Annotated in this window: 15 protein-coding genes; 6 read left to right on the top strand and 9 right to left on the bottom strand. The window is 44.3% G+C overall.

Translation table 11 applies throughout. From position 1 onward, the window contains the following. Positions 1-179 precede the first annotated feature (179 nt). Positions 180-2,939 (top strand): TonB-dependent receptor, encoded by a 2,760-nt coding sequence (locus tag K7A41_RS14660; RefSeq protein WP_265714279.1) that lies wholly within the window; start codon positions 180-182, stop codon positions 2,937-2,939. On the opposite strand, the gene K7A41_RS14665 is transcribed toward K7A41_RS14660, so the two are convergent. Then, positions 2,926-3,600, bottom strand: coding sequence for a response regulator transcription factor (locus K7A41_RS14665; RefSeq protein WP_028071755.1), 675 nt, complete (start codon positions 3,598-3,600; stop codon positions 2,926-2,928). The two genes, K7A41_RS14660 and K7A41_RS14665, sit on opposite strands and share 14 nt — an antisense overlap. Positions 3,601-3,646: 46 nt before the next feature. Beyond that, positions 3,647-5,077, bottom strand: a complete 1,431-nt coding sequence (locus K7A41_RS14670) for a sensor histidine kinase (RefSeq protein ID WP_265714280.1) — start codon at positions 5,075-5,077, stop codon at positions 3,647-3,649. A 119-nt stretch (positions 5,078-5,196) separates the two neighbouring features. Between K7A41_RS14670 and K7A41_RS14675 the strand changes: the two genes are divergently transcribed. Further along, positions 5,197-6,597 (top strand): DUF4270 family protein, encoded by a 1,401-nt coding sequence (locus K7A41_RS14675; protein WP_265714281.1) that lies wholly within the window; start codon positions 5,197-5,199, stop codon positions 6,595-6,597. A gap of 3 nt (positions 6,598-6,600) precedes the next feature. Then, positions 6,601-7,638, top strand: a complete 1,038-nt coding sequence (locus K7A41_RS14680) for a Kelch repeat-containing protein (protein WP_265714282.1) — start codon at positions 6,601-6,603, stop codon at positions 7,636-7,638. Positions 7,639-8,005: 367 nt separating this feature from the next. Here K7A41_RS14680 and K7A41_RS14685 read toward each other — a convergent pair whose 3' ends face one another. The 3 genes from K7A41_RS14685 to dnaG are packed head-to-tail and all read right to left on the bottom strand — an operon-like array spanning position 8,006 to position 11,447. After that, on the bottom strand, positions 8,006-9,034 hold the full coding sequence (locus K7A41_RS14685) for a glutaminyl-peptide cyclotransferase (protein ID WP_028071751.1): 1,029 nt from the start codon (positions 9,032-9,034) through the stop codon (positions 8,006-8,008). Positions 9,035-9,078: 44 nt separating this feature from the next. Then, the gene (locus K7A41_RS14690; RefSeq protein ID WP_265714283.1) at positions 9,079-9,435 is read right to left on the bottom strand and encodes a YraN family protein; all 357 of its coding nucleotides are present in this window, start codon (positions 9,433-9,435) and stop codon (positions 9,079-9,081) included. Positions 9,436-9,443: 8 nt separating this feature from the next. Beyond that, a complete protein-coding gene (gene dnaG, locus K7A41_RS14695; protein WP_265714284.1) occupies positions 9,444-11,447 on the bottom strand; it encodes a DNA primase in 2,004 nt (667 codons plus the stop codon). 175 nt (positions 11,448-11,622) lie between these two features. Between dnaG and K7A41_RS14700 the strand changes: the two genes are divergently transcribed. Continuing rightward, a complete protein-coding gene (locus tag K7A41_RS14700) occupies positions 11,623-13,008 on the top strand; it encodes a nucleotide sugar dehydrogenase (protein ID WP_265714285.1) in 1,386 nt (461 codons plus the stop codon). A 136-nt stretch (positions 13,009-13,144) separates the two neighbouring features. Here K7A41_RS14700 and K7A41_RS14705 read toward each other — a convergent pair whose 3' ends face one another. Together K7A41_RS14705 and K7A41_RS14710 are read right to left on the bottom strand one after the other, a co-directional pair. Further along, a complete protein-coding gene (locus tag K7A41_RS14705; protein WP_265714286.1) occupies positions 13,145-13,465 on the bottom strand; it encodes a hypothetical protein in 321 nt (106 codons plus the stop codon). Positions 13,466-13,593: 128 nt separating this feature from the next. Next, a complete protein-coding gene (locus tag K7A41_RS14710) occupies positions 13,594-15,705 on the bottom strand; it encodes a M3 family metallopeptidase (RefSeq protein WP_265714287.1) in 2,112 nt (703 codons plus the stop codon). Between the two features lie 168 nt (positions 15,706-15,873). Between K7A41_RS14710 and K7A41_RS14715 the strand changes: the two genes are divergently transcribed. Beyond that, positions 15,874-16,950 (top strand): DUF4407 domain-containing protein, encoded by a 1,077-nt coding sequence (locus K7A41_RS14715; RefSeq protein ID WP_028071745.1) that lies wholly within the window; start codon positions 15,874-15,876, stop codon positions 16,948-16,950. 4 nt (positions 16,951-16,954) lie between these two features. On the opposite strand, the gene rmuC is transcribed toward K7A41_RS14715, so the two are convergent. Further along, the gene (gene rmuC / locus K7A41_RS14720) at positions 16,955-18,274 is read right to left on the bottom strand and encodes a DNA recombination protein RmuC (protein ID WP_028071744.1); all 1,320 of its coding nucleotides are present in this window, start codon (positions 18,272-18,274) and stop codon (positions 16,955-16,957) included. 35 nt (positions 18,275-18,309) lie between these two features. Then, positions 18,310-19,497, bottom strand: a complete 1,188-nt coding sequence (locus K7A41_RS14725) for a formimidoylglutamase (protein WP_037534278.1) — start codon at positions 19,495-19,497, stop codon at positions 18,310-18,312. Positions 19,498-19,601: 104 nt separating this feature from the next. Between K7A41_RS14725 and K7A41_RS14730 the strand changes: the two genes are divergently transcribed. Further along, on the top strand, positions 19,602-20,573 hold the full coding sequence (locus tag K7A41_RS14730) for an NAD-dependent epimerase/dehydratase family protein (protein ID WP_265714288.1): 972 nt from the start codon (positions 19,602-19,604) through the stop codon (positions 20,571-20,573). Positions 20,574-20,614 lie beyond the last annotated feature (41 nt).

The raw sequence follows: 20,614 nt of genomic DNA on the forward strand, positions 1-20,614 counted from the left end.
TATTGTTATGTTCTGATGGATCACTGTACGTGTTTCAGCGTATAGACGTCTCTATTCGGTTCGGCAAATGCTATTGTAACTAAAATGATAGTAATTTGTATTCCATAGTCGCCTAAATTTGAAAAGTACAAAATTATAACTGTCATCAGGTCATTAAACTAAGCAGCGATTCCTAACCAATGAAAATCAATCCCTGGACCTTTCTTGTACTATCATTCAGTTTTCTGTTGTGGGGAGCTCAAGCCTTTGGTCAGCAATATATTTCCGGAAAGCTTGTGGACCACAGCAATTCGAAACCGATTTCTGGCGCCAGCGTGACAATTATCGCACTAAAAGATTCAAGCCGGACTCAGACACCAACGGATATATTGGGCAAATTTGTCAGCCGATCGCTTCCCAGCGGTGAGTATCTGGTTTCGGTGCAGCCCATGGGCTATGCGGCCGATATCCGGAAAGTCCGGTTACTGGACAAGACTGTTGACCTAACGTTCAAGCTCAACAACTCGGAAATCATATTGGACGAAATCAGCATTTCGCCCAGCAGTGTTCAGGTACGTGGTGACACACTTGAATTTGATGCCAAAAAATATGTAACACAGGATTTTGCGGATGCCGACGAACTGGTTAAGCAGATTCCGGGCGTAGAAATCGACGAAGATGGAAATGTGAAGGCACAGGGCGAGGCGGTAAACAAGATCATCATTGATGGACGTGAATTCTTCAGCACAGACCCAAAAGTTGCCCTTAAAAATTTGCCCGCAGACGTCATCGCTAAAGTACAGCTGATTGACGATAAGACAGAACAGGCCAAATTTAGCGGCTTTGATGACGGCAAAAGGATGAAGGTCATCAATATCGTCACCAAGCCCGAGAAACGGAAATCATATTTTGGGAAAATCTCCGGTGGTGCCGGCCCCGATCATAAATACGCAGTAAATACCCAGGTGACAAAAATGAATCCGAAGCGCCATTATTCAATCGACATCAACAGCAACAATGTCAATCAGCCCAACGGTTTTGCGCCGCGGGGCAATACACGGGGCCGTACGGGGCAGGGCATCACCACGCGCTTCAATGCTGGGTTCAATTATCTTGACCGATTTTTACGGGATCGCATGGATTTCAACGCCAATTATACCTACAATTATTCAGACAATAATACGGTCAGCGAGAACAAAACAGAATATACTGCCGGCAATAGGGCAAACCAGATCAGCAATCAGCAGCAGGCCGGAAACACATATAGCAATAATCACGCACTCTCTATACGCGCCAACTGGAAAATAGACTCTATTCAAAAATTGGATATACAGCCCAGCTTTTCCTATCAGAGCAACAATAGAAATGGTAGTTCTCACAGCAGCACCTTATTGAACTTAACCGAAATGCTCAATCGCTCCAACAGAAATAACGCAAGCTTTGGCGAAAACTTCAGCTGGGGCGGTGACCTCACGTATATGCGCCGATTGAATAAGCCGGGCCGCACGGTCAGCTTTAACATCAATGGCTCGCTCAGCACCAACAAGGCCGAGGCGGCAAATTATGCCTTAAACACGTATTACCGAAACGGGGACTTCAGCCGGATTGATACCGTGGACAACCGGAGTTACAGCCACGCTGACAACAACGGTTTCCGTTCGAAAGTCGCGTATACCGAAATGCTGGATAAATATTCCCGCCTCCAGGCGAATTATACGTTTAGGAATACCAGCCGTTATTCGGACCGCAAAACTTATGAATTTCTGGCCGAGACCGGGCAATTGGGCGAACTGAAAAACAGACTATCCAATGAGTTCCGCAATGATTTCATCTATCACAGCGCAGGTGCATCTTATCTTTTTAATAAAAAAGACAGCATACGTTTCCAGGTCGGGCTGGACTATCAGACTGCGGCACAGGTTAACGACAAGCTGTTTCCCAATGCACTGAAAACGAAAAGCCATTTTAACAGTCTGCTTCCGAATTTAAATTTTCAGTATAATTTCAACAAAGAAACGCGTATCGAATTCCGGTACCATACGAAAACGAATACACCGGGGATTGAGCAGCTTCAGGACTTTATCGACAATCAGAACCCTTTGCGGATCAGTTCGGGAAATCCAGATTTAAAGCAGGAGTATGACCATAACCTAGTCCTGCAGTTCAGGTCCGTCAACAAGGCTTCAGGGAGAAGTTTCACCTCGGATTTTACAGCAGATTTTATCCAGAATAAGATTGCCAATACTATTTTTACCACAGATACGGCCTATACCATTACGGATGATGTTGTACTGGGTCCGGGAGGTCAATATACGAGGCCCGAAAACGTTGACGGCGTGTACAACCTCAGATGGCACAATAGTCTCGGCTACCGGATTGAACCGCTCAAACTCAACCTGAACCTCAACAACAACATGTATTTCAACCAGAACTACACCTTGCTAAATTTTGCAGAGGTCGATGCAAAGACCTATGGTATCAATCAGCGTATAGGTATCAACAGCGCATTCAGCAAGGATGTCATTATTGGTCTGGATTACAATGGCAACTTATCTTTTTCGAAAAATTCTGCCACGGCACAGTCGAATTATGCGGTCTACAAGCACACCATTAGTAATTCTGTTGCGCTGACTCTGCTGGAAACCTGGACATTAAATTCGACATTCAACTATCTCTACAATGGCAGTATGCTGAATTCGCCGAGCACGACCAGCTTACTGTGGAACGTTTCTTTGGGTAAAAAGTTGTTCAGACGACGGAATGCGGAGGTGAATCTCACGGTGTTCGATATTCTTAACGACAACAAAAATATCAATCAGCAGGTCAACGATCTATGGGTACGCGCATCACAATCCAATGCAATTACCCGTTATGCAATACTGAGTTTCACCTACCATATCCGCGGTATGGGTGGTGCAAAAGGCGGTGGAAAAAGCGGGAGACGTCTCAGTCCACGGTAAGCATATATCCTACTCCCCTGACGTTTGTAATTTTGATGCGGCTGTCCTGGCTTAGGTACTTTCGGATACGGCTAATGAATACATCTAAACTGCGCCCGGTAAAGTACTTATCGTGACTCCAATAGGCCCGCATGATATCCTCTCTGGGGATCACCTTGTCTTTCTGCTCATAGAGTTTCCGCAAAAGTTCGCTTTCGCGGAAAGACAGTTTTAGCACCTCACCCCGGTAAATCAACTGATGTTTCAGACTATCCAACGTATAATCGCCTATCATCAGTTTCTGTCCAAACAACATCTTGGGACTATTTTTGAGCAGGGACTCGATCCGCACCACTAGTTCTTCTATCTTAAAAGGTTTTTTGACATAGTCGTCACCACCGAGACGGAAGCCCCTCACCACATCTTCTGTCTGTACCTTGGCTGTCAGAAAAATAATGGGAATCAAGGTATCCATCTCCCGTATTTTTGACGCCAAGGTAAACCCGTCCATCAGCGGCATCATGACATCTACCACCATTATATCCGGTTTGGCTCGGCTAAAGGCAGCTAAAGCCTCATACCCGTTATTGCAGTGCTCGACCCTGAAACCATTCGCTTCCAGACTGTCGGCAACAATCATGGCCAGACTGGGCTCGTCTTCAACGTATAAAATATCAATCATACTACCTTGAGTCAATTCAAATTATTTCAATGTATTCTCCGAGGCGCTAATAAGGCAAGCGTACAGCAAACGTACTGCCTCTGCCCAGTTCGCTTTCCACAGTGATTTTGCCATCATGTCGCTTGACCACCTGTTTGACATAGGCTAGCCCGAGCCCAAAACCTTTGACATCGTGCAGGTTGCCGGAGGGTACCCTGAAGAACATGTCAAAAATCTGCTGCTGGTATTCGGGAGCAATCCCTTTACCGTTATCTGTAATACGAATTTGCACATTTTCTTTCAGAGTTTTTAGTTCAACTTTTATCGTCACTTTCTGACCTGCGTATTTTATGGCGTTTTCCAGTAAATTATTGATCACATTTCGGAGGTGCGATTCATCGCCATTGACGATGATCTCCATACTGTCTGCAATAAGCTCTATAGTGACAACCTTCGTTTTGTTGAGCTGTGCGACTTCTATGGCGCTTTGGATCGTCGCCACGAGGTTAAAATCCACGCGCTGTAATACAATTCCCCTGGAAGCGTCAATATCCATCTGGAGCACTTTTTCGATCATGGTGGAAAGATGTTCTAGTTCTTTTTTTGAAATATCCAGATAGCGCTTCATCTTCTCTTTATCATCTTGCACGCCATAAAGCTGAATCGCCTCAACAGCAGCCATCACGGTAGATACCGGGGTTTTGAGCTCATGGGTCATGTTATCGACAAAGTTTTTACGCAGTTCCGCCATTTTATTTTGCTGAAAGATAGTCTTCATCAGATAGAAGAAAGTACCTAGCAACAGACCGATCAGAAGCAGTGAAATCAACAGTTGCCAGCTGAGGCTATACAGGAGATATTTCCAGTCTTCCTGAAATTTGACCACTAGGAATTCACCCTTCGCCGGATTCACCATCATGGGCCTTGTCCATGCAAGATTTTGCTCGCGGTATTTCCGTCGCACATCCTTGACCTGGTCACGCGGGATACTCACCACATCCAACTCGTAAGGCACGTCGATACCTTTATTGTTTAATGATTCGCCAAACTTTTTATCGATCAGGTTCAAAATGGTCTTATTCATGTCAAAATCGCGAAACAAAAAAGGGGGTATGATCGTCGGATTATCACGATCCTTAGGATAGATCTTTACCTTTCTGTCCGCCCCTCGCTGCGTATGGGTATGACGCCATGGCTGCTGCTCACGCACCCGCTGTAGCGCTTGATCCAGCTCCGGCTCTGCAAGCAGCGGCGCCAGTTCTCGTCTGATGTCGTCCAGCAGCCGGTCACGGTCCGCAGCGGGGCCGTCCAATTGCTGATCGCCGTTTTCGGCCTGATACACTTCCTGTACCACATTAAAGAGCGAACGTTCGGCAGTCGATAAGAAGAGATCACGGCGGTTGGTATAGCTCCCATATAGCCAGATTCCCAGCACAACACTGATTCCTGCACCTATCAGAACGATCAAAGTGATCAGCAATTTAAATCTTCTACCCATAACGAAAACAAATTTAAATTACTAGATTTGCAATCGCTGTGGTAATTAACCATATTTAACAAAATATAACACTGATTAACAGTAAGCATTGATTACTTTTGCACTATTCAAAAATTAATATGATCAAACACTTTAAGAGACGTAGTATACAATTTTTACTCCCACTTCTTACGCTAGCAGCATTTGTTGGTTGTAATAAGGATATTTCACTCTCTTTAGATAATTCACGGGGCGAATCAATTGGGGTGGTTCCCATTGATACGGTTTCCGTCAAAGTTTCTACTTTTCAGCTTGACGATATTCCAACTTCAGCAACGGGGACAATATTGGTAGGGAAAAATAGTAATGCCATTACCGGAAGTGTAAGTTCAACCTCTTATTTTCGACTAGGTATAGGCACAGTCAACGGAGAAAGCATTCCCGATGATGCCATATTGGATTCGATTACATTGGTACTTTCTCCCAATAAATATTATTATGGAGATACCACAAAAATGCAAAAGATAGCGGTCCACCGTGTTACGGAAGACATCACATTGACCCCGATCAATTCCACACAGCCCGCAAGTGAACGCCCATTTTATGTCAGCACGGCCAGTATCTTCTCACAGAAGAAATTTGCATATGAAACTACTCCATTGGCAGCACTCTCCTTCAATCCAAGAGTGAAGTCAATAGACTCCTTGTTTTTTAGATTTAACAATACCATCAGCACCGAACTCTTTCGCTTGATCAAAAACGGTGATAACCGAATCCAGAATAATACAGATTTTCAGGAATACTTCAAAGGGTTGGCGCTTGTACCGGATAAAAACAATACGACGTTGATCGGTTTCAAAGACACTGTATACCTGCAGGTCCATTACTCCTTTGAAAACAATGAAGGAGTCAAAGCTGCCGGCAAACAGCAGTTTACGATTGACAACAAAGCTTACCAGTACAATAGTATAGAAGCAGATCGTTCTAATACGAAATTTGCGGCGATGAATGTATCTAATCCGGAGATTTCGGTAGAACAGACAGCAGGATATACCTTTTTGGAAGGCTCCACGGGAGTTGTAGCGAAAATAGAATTCCCGACGTTATTACAATTGGTGAATGATCCTTCCATTGCAATTAATAAGGTTGAGCTGTCGATCGAAGCAGAAAACAGCAATGAGACAATATTTGAACAACCAGAATTCCTGACCCTGCTGATTGCGAACAGCGAGGGGACTCCGATCAGCGGACTCGCCTCCCTCGACGATCCCCGGGTACTGCAAATGGCCAGATTATCGTCAACAAGCGGATCAGACAATGGAAGATACACGTTCAATCTGATTGATTATTTAAATAAAATTAAGACAACAGCATATAAAAATACTTCATTATATCTATCTTTACCGCCTATAGCCTCGCAGATTTCGGCTAATAGCATCATACCTGCGGCGTTATTTAATACAGGAAATAGGTTGATATTGGCAAAAGATGGCAATGATCCAAGAATTAAATTAAACATCCTATATACTAAATTTCAATAATTTATGAACAAGAAAAATTGGCTACTCGTATTGTCTGCTTTTGTAGTTACAGTTACAACATTCTCTTCTTGTAAGAAAAGTGATGATACTGAAGATGAGAAATCGACAGAGTGGTTTCAAAAAGCAGCTTATAAAGGTCCACAAACCTCTGCAGCAGCAAGTTTTGTGATCAAGAACATAGCTTACGTAACCACCGGTCAATCCAATAATGCAGGTAGCAAACCTATCCATTTAAAGACCACTTATGCGTATGACCCTGCTTCCAACAGCTGGAGCGAAAAAGATACATTGACAGATAACCACGCACGGAGTGGCCGTCGTAATGCTATTGCATTTACTATCGGCGACTTTGGTTATGTTGGTGGCGGTAACGATGGTTCAAACTACCTACAAGACTTCTATAAATTTGATCCGGCAGCAGAAAGAGGTAAACAATGGACCAGAATTGCCGATTTGCCGATTCCATTGGCAAGTGCAATTGCTTTCAGTATTGATGGTAAAGCGTATGTAGGAACAGGTGAAACAACCGTTAATAATGGTGTTACGTTTACCAACCAATTTTTCAAATACGACCCGAGTGCAAATAAATGGGAAGCCATCAACGACGCACCATTCACAGCTAAACGCAAAGGAGCCTTTGTGTTTATGATCAACAATGTTGCTTATATCGGTGGTGGGGTTTCCAACAGCAGTAATCCAAAAGACTTCTACAAATTTGACGGAAGCAAATGGACGCAGTTGGCAGATATATCTAGAAACGACGGAACATATAATTACGACTTAACACGTTCAGGAGCGGTAGCTTTTGCTCTCAACGGCAACGGTTTCCTTGTCGGCGGCCAGAAAGGCAGTATAGCTATCAACACGGTTGCGAAGTACAATGTCGGTGGTGATTATTGGACAACAGACAATACCAACTTTGGCGGAACTGCCAGATATGACGCAGTAGGTTATGCCATCGGAGCAACAGGTTATGTGACCACCGGTCTAAATGGTTCTACCCGTTTTGATGACAACTGGAGCTTTACTCCGATTTATTAATCGGACCCAATCATAACAAAAAAGGGATGAGCAGCGTATGCTCATCCCTTTTTTGTTGTCCTGATCCCTTCTTTTTATCGCGATATATAAACTGGGCAAAGGATATCTCCGCCAGCCCCTAAGTGCAAAATCACCACCTCTCCATGGGGGACAATCATTCCCTGCTGGAAAGACCTAGCAAAAAAGCTCCATCTTGTAGCGCTTGCAACCAAGGTGTGAACAGGATTTATAGCCCAGCGGTAGCCAATAACCGGCGTATCAAATTGATAACACCTTTAATGCAACAACGAATCGATAAAACACACAAAAAAGGGAATGTCCCTCTCCTGACATTCCCTTTAGCTTATTAAATCAATACTAAGATCAGCTACTGTTCGATGGCCTTAATCTCAAATAAAGTATTCCACAGTTTACCCGTTACAAAAAGACGTTTGTTGGCCTGATCATAAGCAATACCATTGAGCTCGTTATCATAAGCGGAAGTATGTTCGTAAATACCTACTAAGTTTATCCGTCCTTCTACGGCTCCGGTCTCAGGGTCAATAATGACGATAATATCCTTCTGATACACATTGGCATATACTTTTCCATCAATATATTCTAATTCGTTCAGTTCGTCCACCGGCCCGTTTTCATCATAGACAGCAATGGCATGGAGTTCCTTACCGGTGGTAGCATCAAGGAAATACAATTTGTTGGATCCGTCGGATTTAATCAGGCGCTTTCCATCGTAGGTAATTCCCCAGCCCTCTTTACTATTTTCGTATTTAAAAGAACTTTCTTTTGCAAATGTATTTTTATCAAACACGTATCCTTCCCCCTGCTGCCAGGTCAGCATAAAAAGTTTATTGCCTACCAACGTCATGCCCTCGGCAAAGGTCTTCTCATCGAATTTGATCTCCTTCAGTACCTTTCCTGTTTTCAGGTCCACTTTGCGGAGGTTGGATTCGCCATAGCGTCCATTGGATTCATACAGCACCCCATCTGCAAACTGCAGCCCCTGGGTGAAAGCAGTTGTGTCATGCGGGTATTTATTAACAACCTCAAATCCATAATTTTTGGCCGCAGCAGGAACAATAAAAAATGTACTCGACACCGAATCAGACTGACCACCGCTGTAGACCAGGGCAGAAATATTACGCGGACCATAGGCCATATCTTTCGTGTCGACAGTTATTGCTGCCGTATCGGTAGAAGATCCTACATGCCTGTCGTCCACGAAATAGGCAACAGAATCCATTGTTACCGATTCGAATTTCAATTTCAGTTGCACAGGACTTCCTTTTAGCACTGCCTGATTCGGCCCCGGAGCCGCAAACTCCAAAGCTGTTTTTTTGGACTTACAAGAAGTAAAAGCAAGTGCTGTAATCGCAATGAAATAGGTGATTTTTTTCATCTAATTATTATTTTTCTTTTTATTTATTCACTCCACAGCCTCCTTCAGCTGTCCCAAAATGCATCTTTTATATAGGTAATGTCCGGATTTTCACTATTTGTTATTGCAACAACATCAAACCTGAGCTCTCCTACATAGGCGTGTTTCAGTATGTACGCCTGTGCTGCGCGGATCAGCCGCCGCTGCTTGCGCAGGTCCACAAATTCGTATGGCTGCCCAAAGTCTGTTCCGGATCTTGTCTTCACTTCCACAAACACCAGGGTATCCCCATCCATGACAATCAAATCTACCTCTAAATTCTTAAAGCGCCAATTTCTTAACACTATTTTACAGCCTATCCCGACCAGATAGTCTGTAGCAAGCTGTTCGCCCAATGACCCTATTTCAAGATGCCTTGCCATACATACCCTTATTTCACAATGGTATTTCCCAGAAAGCCACCCAGAAGCTTCTCCGCTTCTTTGAGTTTTTGATATTTAAAGAGCAACACTTCGAGATTGCCAACATCCTTTTCATGTTTCATCTCTTCACGGATATTGTGCATCTCTGCTTCTATCTTCCGCTTTTTGATACGATAGATCGCGGTAACGACAAGCTGCTTCAGATGCTCATACTCCTGGCTGACGTAAATCTTGCGTTTGTCGTCGTTCCAGTTTTCACTTAGTGAATATTTGCTGGCAACACAGTTGATCGCGAGTTCAGATACCGCAGCGTCAGCATTGGAATAAAACTGCTTGGGGTCCGGAATTTCATAATTTTCGGCGGCATCACGATAAGCCTTTAAGATATATGCAGCCGCCTTGTCTTTAAATTCAATATCATTGATGTTGCCCAATAGCACACCAGCGACAGGGATATCACCGTCCCCCTCCCAAGTTGCCAGATAATCCCCGTAATTGATCAGAATGCGGACGATCTCACGTTCCTGCAAAACTTCGGAGGTCAGCTGGGTGGGTTGATTCTCAGATTCCATGGCAGGTATTCCTGCTCGTTCCTCATCGGTCATGAAGAAATCTGGTGGTGGACCATCCATACCAGGTGGAGGCATTCCGGCACCTGCAGGTGGCCCCTGTGTTTTTCGGAATGCTTCTTTATCCGCTTTCTTTGCTCTATTGAGCCTTATCTTGTTGAGTTCGGCAAGCAAAATACGCTCCTCGATGTCCAGCAGGCTGCTGCATTCCCGAATAAAGACCGAAACCTTGATTTCATCGGGTATCAGAGCAATACTTTCGACAACATCACGTATCACCTCTGCTCGTTTTATGGGATCGTTGCTCGCATCGCGCAACAAGATGCTGGTTTTATAAAAAATAAAGTCCTGCTGCCGGGATTTGACATAATCCTTAAAAGCTGCAGCACCAAATTTCTGAATGTAAGAATCGGGGTCGTTTCCATCAGGGAAGAGCAGGACTTTCACATTTAACCCTTCTTCCAGGAGCATGTCTGTACCCCGCAAAGACGCTTTAATGCCGGCTTCGTCACCATCGTAAAGGATGGTGACATTTTTTGTGAAGCGGGAGATCAGTTTAATCTGGCCTGTTGTAAGAGAGGTACCCGACGAAGACACCACATTTTCGACTCCTGCCTGATGCACCGACAGGACGTCGGCGTACCCTTCGACAAGATAGCAATTGTCTTCGTCCATGATGGCCTTTTTGGCGAAGTTGAGACCATAGAGCACATCCGACTTATGGTAGATGTCGCTCTCGGGCGAGTTGACATATTTGGCGACCTTTTTATCGGTTTTTAACGTACGGCCACCAAAGCCGATAATACGCCCCGTCAGATTATGAATCGGGAACATGACGCGTCCCCTGAAACGATCGTAGAGCGACTTATCATCCCGTTCGATCGCCAGACCACTTGCTACCAGATAATCCGGATGAAATCCGGCTGCCTGCGCACTGTCCACCAGGGCAGTCCATTCTTCTGGCGAGTAACCGAGTTCGAATTTTTTGATGATATCCTCACGGTATCCGCGCTCTTTGAAGTAGTTGAGTCCAATGACCTGTCCCATCTCAGTCTTCCACAGGCGCTCCACAAAAAACTTACCGGCCCAGGCGCTGAGCACGTAAAGGCTTTCCCTTTTATCCTGTGCGGCAAGTTGTGCCGGAGAGCGCTCCACTTCTTCAATCTGGATCGCATATTTATCCGCTAAATAGCGAATAGCTTCAGGATAGGAGAACTTCTCCAGTTCCATAACAAACTTGAGCGAATCTCCACCTGCGCCGCAACCAAAGCACTTATAGATACCTTTGGAAACAGAGACATGAAATGAAGGTGTTTTCTCATTATGAAAGGGACAATTTCCGATCAGGGAAGTGCCCCGTTTCTTTAAATCAACGAAGTCACCCACCACTTCTTCTATCCGTACTGTTTCCAGTACCTTATCAATAACTTCTTGCTTAATCAAACCGTTCCTTTTTTAATGTAAAATTAGCATAAATATGATACATTTTTTAGCAGATCGTAGGTATTGCGTGTATTTTCTAAAAGGAGAGCGTAAATAATAAGTGGGACCGACAAAAAACTATCACGCGAAATATTTAAATTTGCTGTTCAATTTATAGCTGATTAAGTTAGTCAAAATGAGCAAAACGATCAAGAAAATATGCTGCATCGGTGCTGGTTATGTAGGAGGCCCCACCATGTCTGTTGTAGCCAGTCAGTGTCCTCATATTGAGATTACCATTGTTGATATGAATGCAGCCCGCATCGAGGCCTGGAACGATAAAGATCTGGACAACCTACCTGTTTATGAGCCTGGATTGAAGGAAATCGTTGCTGAAGCCCGCGATCGAAATCTGTTTTTTTCCACCGATATCAACAAAGCTATTGATGAAGCTGACATGATCTTCATTTCTGTCAATACACCAACCAAAAATTACGGTAAGGGCAAAGGCATGGCAGCAGATTTAAAATATATTGAGCTGTGCGCGCGGCAGATTGCCGCAGTCGCCAAAAATGATAAGATCGTTGTTGAAAAGTCCACATTGCCCGTACGCACAGCAGCTGCTTTAAAGAGTATTCTGGACAACACCGGCAATGGTGTCAACTTTCATATTCTTTCTAATCCGGAATTCCTGGCTGAAGGAACAGCGATACAGGATCTGATCAACCCGGACCGCGTACTTATCGGCGGCGAAAACGAAGATGCTATTGCCGCACTGGTGGATATCTATGCACAATGGGTAGACCGGAGCAAAATCCTAACCACCAACCTATGGTCCTCTGAGCTTTCCAAATTAACAGCCAATGCATTTTTGGCCCAACGTGTTTCGTCGATCAATTCGATCTCCGCTCTTTGTGAAAAAACAGGTGCGAATGTGGATGAAGTGGCCAGAGCCATCGGCATGGACACCCGCATCGGCCCCAAATTTCTCAAAGCCTCGGTCGGCTTCGGCGGCTCCTGCTTCCAGAAAGATATTCTCAATCTCGTTTATATTGCCCGTAGCTACGGTCTCACGGAAGTCGCGGAGTACTGGGACCAGGTGATCATCATGAATGATTATCAGAAACGCCGCTTTGCCGACAACATCATACAAACGCTGTACAATACAGTATCCGGAAAGAAAATCGCTTTCTTAGGCTGGGCATTTAAAAAAGACACCAACGATACGCGTGAATCAGCGGCGATCTATGTGGCCGACTACCTACTCAACGAACAGGCGGAGATAACGGTATATGACCCCAAAGTATCAGCCGAACGGATCTATGCGGACCTGGATTATCTGAATACCCGTTCATCCGAAGAAAACAGAGCCTTGGTAAAGGTCGTTAGTAGCCCTTATGAGGCTTGTGACGATGCCCATGCCATCGCCGTGTTAACCGAATGGGACGAATTTAAAGCTTATGACTGGCAAGCTATAAAAGAACAAATGAAGAAACCTGCTTTTGTGTTTGATGGCCGTAAACTTCTGGACCGCAGTCAGCTTGAAGCACTCGGTTTTAAATACTATGCGATAGGCGAATAATACATCAACAGGATAAAGGAAGAACCCTCAGCCCATAAGCAATGCTACGCTTTTGGCTGAGGGTTTTGTTTGTGCCTGTTGGCAACGCATAAGGAAAGAGAGATGAAACACAAGCGAAGCAACAGGACTTTTTATCTTAATTATTCAACATACTATAAAATTCGTTCATGTAATAAGACTCCTGCAAGGCATCCCTAAAATTCTGCCATTGCTCTTCGTTAAACGAAAATACAATATCCGGATAAGGTGTTTTCATGATCAACCGAAATTCGCCGTCTGGAAACGAACTAAAAAAAAGTTCATCGCCATTACTTTTTATGATGTTCAGAAAGTCGGCAAACTTACCCGGTGTAAATGTCAGCACAAAACTTTGCTGCCAGATATAATATGTCTTGCACTTATGGCAGACACTGATATGGGTATCGCCGCGTTGGCTCAGAACTTTTGTATCACACATGCTTTATCAGTATTTATTTAGACTCATTATAAATAATATTCAAATGTAAGCATTGTTTTTAGAATTGCAAGTATTTATATAAAAAAAAGGGAGATATTTTCATATCTCCCTTTTTACGCGGTATCCGATTAATTGAGCCCGCGCTTTTTCAATAAATATTTTGGATCCGGATCGGCGCCTCTAAATGTTCGATACATTTTAGCCGGATCGTCTGTGCCCCCTTTTTGAAGAATATTCTTTCTGAAGGAGTCGGCGGTCGGCTGGTCGTATAAGGATTTTTCTTTGAAAGCCGCGAAAGCATCCGAGTCCAGTACTTCGGACCAGATATACGCATAATAGCCAGCTGAATATCCACTGTTAAAAATGTGTTGGAAATAGGTACTTCTATAGCGGGGAATAATCGCTTCTATCAGCCCTATCTTTTTCATTGCTCCTTTTTCAAAACCGTTGATATCTTTAGAGATTTCCTTGGTAGTGGCATGGTAGTTCATATCCAACAATGAAGCTGCGAGATATTCCACTGTTGCAAATCCCTGATCAAAAGTTCCGGCTTTTTCCATTTTTTGGATCAACGAGTCCGGCATTGCCTCTTTGGTTTTGTAATGTTTGGCGTAAGTCTTTAGCACTTCGGGATCCGCTGCCCAGTTTTCCATGATCTGAGAAGGCAGTTCCACAAAGTCACGTGGAACCGACGTTCCCGCCATAGAGCGGTATCTGACATTGGAGAGCAGGCCATGCAAGGCATGTCCAAATTCATGGAATAAGGTCGTTGCCTCATCAAAGGTCAATAAAGCCGGATTTTTTCCTACAGGTTTCGTAAAGTTACACACGATGGAAATAACCGGAGCTACCCGTTTGCCGTCTTTAGTGGACTGATCACGGTATGATGTCATCCATGCACCACCACGCTTAGACTCACGTGGAAAAAAATCTGCATACAGCAGCCCCAGATGTGAACCATCCTTGTCCTTAACCTCATACACTTCCACTTCTTCGTGATAAGTAGGCACATTGTTGAGTGCGACAAACGTCAATCCATACAGTTTGTTCGCCACAGCAAAGGCTCCTTCACGGACCGCCGGCAGGCTCAGGTAAGGTTTGATCTCATCTTCATCAAGTGCAAAACGTTTTTTACGAATAATCTCCGTGTAGTATCTCCAGTCGTAAGGTGCTACAGCAAAGTCTCCGCCTTCGGCCTTGATCTCCTTGGCAATATCTGCTTCCTCACCTTTTGCTTTTGCCAATGCTGGCGCCCAGAGCTTATTTAGAAGCGCATACACATTTTCCGGTGTCTTGGCCATTGATTCTTCCAGAACATAGTTGGCATGTGATGCATAGCCAAGCAACTTGGCTTTCTGAAGACGCAGGTTCACAATCTTCTGGATGATTTCCTTGTTATCACTGGTATTGTCATGATTGCCACGCATCTGGTAAGCATCCCAGATCTGTTTTCTCAAATCGCGATTTTTAGCGTACTGCAAGAACGGCATGATCGACGGATTCTGCAATGTAAAGACCCATTTGTCTTTTTTACCTTTTGCGGTCGCTTCCTCAGCTGCTGCTGTTTTTAACGATTCTGGCAGGCCCTCCAACTGGCTTGCAGAGTCGACTACAAGCTCATAGGCATTGGTTTCAGCCAATAAATTCTGACCAAATTGCGTTGTCAATGTCGAAAGTTCGGCATTGATCTTTTTCATTTTTTCTTTATCCGCTTCTTTTAGATTGGCACCAGAACGTACAAAACTCTTGTACGTCTCTTCCAGAAGCTTAGTATCTTCGGCATCCAGACCGAGGCTATTGCGGTTATTCCAAATTTCTTTGATCTTATCGAACAACTTCGCATTCATCGAGATTTCGTCGGAATGGCTCGAAAGTATCGGAGCCAGATCTTTTGCTATAGCCTGAATACTATCGTTTGTGTTAGCACTGTTCAAATTGTAAAATACAGTAGATACATTGTTCAATAGGCTTCCTGCATTTTCCAATGCCACAATGGTATTTTGAAAATTCGGTTTTTCCGAATTATTGACGATCGAGTCTATCTCCAAATTATGTACTTTTATAGCCTCTTCAAAGGCGGGCCTAAAATGCTCGTTTTTGATCTTGTCAAAGGGTGGAACATTAAACGGCGTGTCATAGGCTAATAAAAGAGGATTATCTGTCATTATCTTTTTCTCCTCACAACCAACAATTGCAGTTGCCACTATCATTAAAAATGGCAAAAGTTGTCTTTTCTTCATATTGTCTGATTATTCCTGATTTTTTTCCAAAGATAATAAAATTAGGCAAATACACTAGCAGAGGAAGGACAGTTGATGGTATGCGTACAATCGTCATCCTATTGTAAAACAAAAACTTATTCATAAATCTTGTAAAAAATATCTGTCAATTTGAGTAAAAATATTTTAATGAGCGCTATTAACCGTTTCTTTTGGCGATGTGCGGGGGTGCATCAAGAAACACTTGAAAAGTATCCTGAAGAGCATAGCAAATACACAGCCATCGGTGCAACGATCTTTTTTACCGGCTTATTTGCCAGCCTTTCAGGCGGATACGCTATGTATTTTGTATTCAGCGGGGGGACATTGGACTGGCTACTGGCTATTGTATTTGGCGTGATCTGGGGTTTGGCGATATTCAATATGGACCGCTACATCGTCTTAAGCATCAATAAATCCAAAAGTGGCTGGATGCAGCTTTTACAGGCACTGCCGCGTATCCTATTGGCGATCTTGATCGGTCTGGTGATCTCCCGGCCGCTGGAGCTCAAGATTTTCGACAAAGAAATCCGTGAAAACCTCCGGGTACGTTACCTCGCGGATCAACGGGCCAAAATAGATACGCTGAACAGCACATTCAATAAAAAATACGCTAACGAGGTCAGCCAGCTAAAAGCGACGATGGTTGAACGGGATTCTCTGGAATCCAGTATCAAAACTGACCGTACCAAGCTGAACTACGAGATATTTGGAAATAAAACCACAGAAACATCCGGCGTAATGGGATATGGACCTTACGCCAAAATGAAGGCCGACGAACTGAAGAAAAAAGAGGCCTACCTGGATACCTTGCGGAATAAAATAATGGCTCAGCAGAGTACCATTCGGCAGAAGCAGCAATTCGAGGGTATCCTTGACCAAAAAGTGCTGTCCAATACATCGCTTGACAGCGCAGTCAATGTTGCCGGCTTTGCCGACCGCAATGCTGCCCTGGGCAATCTAAAATATGACGCTAACGGAAAAGTGAACGAGTCCAATGCAAATGCTGTCTTTTTTATCGCCTTACTGTTTGTGTTTTTGGAATGCCTGCCGGTCATCGTAAAACTGCTGGCTGGACGGGACCCTTATGACAACGAGATCCAAAACCTCAGACAGCTACATGATTACGAGTCGGATACCAAACTCAGCGTGGAGAAAGACGCTGTGGACCGACTGAAAGATACCTATGTGGATGTATCGATCAACCGGCGGATGAAAGAGCTGTGATCTTTCACTCCTCCTCTAAAAATTTGGCATCTATCTGTTTACTGGCCTTGGCGCCCAATCGCTTGAGTTTTTCCACTTTGCCAATGACATTTCCCGCGCCGGTGGACAGTTTTTTGGTGGCGTCCTCATGGCTTTTCAGGGCACGTTCCAGCTGGTTTTGTACCTGTTCCATATCGGCCAGAAAACTGACAAACTTGTCATATAGACTTCCTGCTTCTTTTGCGATTTCGATCACATTGCGTGTTTGACGTTCTTGTTTCCAGATACTCGCAATGGTACGTAATGTGGCCAGCAAGGTAGAGGGACTCACAATCACGACCTTCCGGTCCCATGCATCGCTAAACAGATCCGGTTTTTCGGCGACCGACATACTCAAAGCCGATTCGATGGGCATGAACAACAACACGAATTCCGGTGATTCGATGCCATATAGCTCATGGTAATTTTTGGCAGAAAGTTCTTTAACATGATTTTCGACAGACTGCACATGCTGTTTGGCAAATATGGCACGGTCTTCGTCCGTGTCGGCGTTTACCCAGCGCTCGTAAGCGATCAAAGACACTTTAGAGTCCACAATCAGATGTTTATTTTCCGGGAGATCGATAATCGCGTCAGGCTGCATCCTCCGGCCTTCAGCATCCATCAAAGAAACTTGTAGGCGGAATTCGCGGTCCTTAACGAGCCCCGAACGCTCCAACACCCGTTCCAGGATCACTTCGCCCCAGTTGCCCTGCTTTTTGCTGTCTCCCTTTAACGCTTTTGTCAGGCTATTGGCTTCATCTTTGATCTTGAGACTCTGCTCCACGAGTTGCAGCACAACACCTTTCAATGAATTTCGTTCGGCCGCTTCCTGATTATAATTTTTTTCAACCTTCTCTTCAAATAACTTAATCTTCTCCTTTAAAGGATCGAGGATAAGTCCAAGTGAACGGTGGTTGGTCTCTGTAAACTTTTGGGTTTTCTCTTCCAGTATTTTATTGGCAATCACCTGAAACTCGGTGTTAAATTGTCTTTTAATCTCTGCGATTTCAGCCTTCTGTTCCTGAAACTTGTTCAGCTGTGCCTCATAGAAAGAACGCGTACTCTCCAAGGAGCGCTCCGCCACCAGGAGACTTTCCCGTTCTTTGTCGAGCTCATTTCTCAGCAGCACACGTTCTTCCAGGAGACTTTGTTCACGTTGCTGTGAACGCGCCAATTCGATTCGGAGTGTCTCCAGCTCTTTCTGTTGCCCGCCATCCATGGGGATGGCATTATTTCTTCTCAGTACCAATATGATTAAAATGACCAGTAAGAGTACTATTCCGGCGAAGAAAAATATTTCCATTGATTTGAATTTAAAATGAACAAGTAAGCCGTTGCTTATTGCAACTTCTGATGGGTCTTCCACCACAGATCAGGCATCTCTCCCGAGACTGCCAACTGGTAGTCTTCGTAGCGGCACGGCACGAGATAGTAACGTTCGTTCACCGACTTAGAACCAAAATATGGCACCTGCATCCACCAGCGGTCAGATTTTTTGCTTTTCACAAACACCAGCTCGTGCTCCTCGTTTTCGAGCGTCGTGCGGTAGATAATATACGAGGACTTGGGATATAGTGGTGTGTCGTGTTTGCGGTTGTAATAACCATCAATGAAACACCAGATCATTTGTGACACCAGCATGGCCGTCTGTTCCATCGGATCAAATGTGGGATTCAGTTCATAAAAACCGATCGAGGTACACTTATCCGACATCCCTGCATAACGAGCAAGCTGGCAGGCCTCATCGCCATACAGGCCATTGGGAATCGCATTGGCATTTCCGGGAGCTTCGGAAGCACGGATAGCGCCAATGTCAAAGCTGATCATATCTGCGGCGCGGATCAACGGTTCCGACTGATCCATTTTGCCCGCAATAAGGCCAACCCTGGTCGCATTAAAAAACAGCTTATCATACATACTGATCGATTCCTTACTGACCAGATAGGTCTGATAAGCAATCGCATTGAGGTTGAATAAATAATCCGGCTGATGCAGGATAATGTGGTTCACATAGGACCGTGAATTCAGTGCTACATTTTCGACTTGTTCCTGATTGAGATCAAAACGGGCATCTATAATAGCCAACTCGATCTTACGCTCGAGATTTTGATAACCGAGATACTGTGCATAGGTCAGATCCTGACCTCCGCCAATGATAATGGGCAGAATATTGGCCTTCACCAATTCCTCGACCACGGATTTCAGCGCGACATAAGTATCCTGAATGGTATTGCCTGCTTTGATATTGCCCAGATCGACAATATTCAACTTGTAATCCCCCTGATAGAGGTTGTAAAGGTGCTTTCTTACCGCATCCGGAGCCCTGTGCGCCCCATTGTTATTCACAGATGCCCGGTCTTCCTCGACACCAACGATAGCCAGGTGAGGCGGTTCATTTTCCTCCCATACAGGAAAAGTCTCCTCATAAGCCTGAATGACATTTCCAAGCTGGGAATTCAAAAAACCATGTTCGGGAGAAATATGGGCAATCGAAATCGGACTAAAGAATACGGACAATGATGACATAAGCACTGGTTTGTTAACTTCTTATTTTTTCAGGAACACCTGACACAAATATCCATTTATTAACTAACTTTTGAAAACATTATTTTTAACAGTATCTTTATCAGGTGATATTAATAACTGGAGGAACTGGTTTTTTAGGGTCTACCTTAATTAAACAACTGATAGACCGCGGAATCGACGTCATTGCCATCAAAAGAGCTCAATCGACTATTCCGGAGGCGCTGCTATCGTCTTCCTTGATCCAATGGGTGGATGCAGATATCAACAATTACTTTGAGCTGGAAGATGCTCTGGAAGGTGTAACCAAAGTATACCATTGCGCTGCGTTGGTCTCCTATCAGAAAAAAGACGCTAAAGCTCTTTTTAAGGTCAATGTAGAGGGAACCGCCAATCTGGTGAATCTCTGTCTGCAAAAAGGCATCCGGTTGCTTCATGTCAGTTCTATTGCAGCTCTCGGCAGCAGCAAGTATAACCGCCCCATTTCTGAAAACGACCATTGGGAGCATAGTCCGACAACATCAAATTATTCGCTTTCTAAGTATCAGGCAGAAATGGAAGTCTGGCGGGGCATTACGGAGGGCCTGGATGGCGTTATTGTGAATCCCTCCGTCATTCTTGGAGCTGCAGCCAAAGACAAAGGATCGGGGGCCATATTTTCCATGATCAATAAAGGACTGAAATTTTATCCGAAAGGAAGCGTGGGTATAGTCGATGTCGAAGATGTGGCGGCCATCATGATCCAGTTAATGGAAAAAGAGGAAATCACGGCCGAGCGGTATATTATCAACCATGTCAATATTGCCAATAAGGACTTACTTAGCGTCGCCAGTGTGCTTATGAACAAGCCTCAACCGCGGATAGAAGTTTCGGAGACGATGCTTCAGATTGCTTCGGCTTTGTCATCTGTGCTGTCCGTCTTCAGGAAATCGGATTCTTCGCTAACCAAAGAAACTGCTGCGGCGTCAAGTGCTCAGCTGCAGTATTCCAATGCGAAAATCCAATCGTTGTTGAACCATCGGTATCGGCCTCTGGAACAGACATTAAAAGAAATTGCAAATTTGTATAACAAACAGTAAAACGATAATAGAGTAACAACCAAACCCTGGACCGATCATGA

Origin of the sequence: Sphingobacterium sp. InxBP1 (assembly GCF_026191775.1) — a bacterium.
GTDB lineage: Bacteria > Bacteroidota > Bacteroidia > Sphingobacteriales > Sphingobacteriaceae > Sphingobacterium > Sphingobacterium thalpophilum.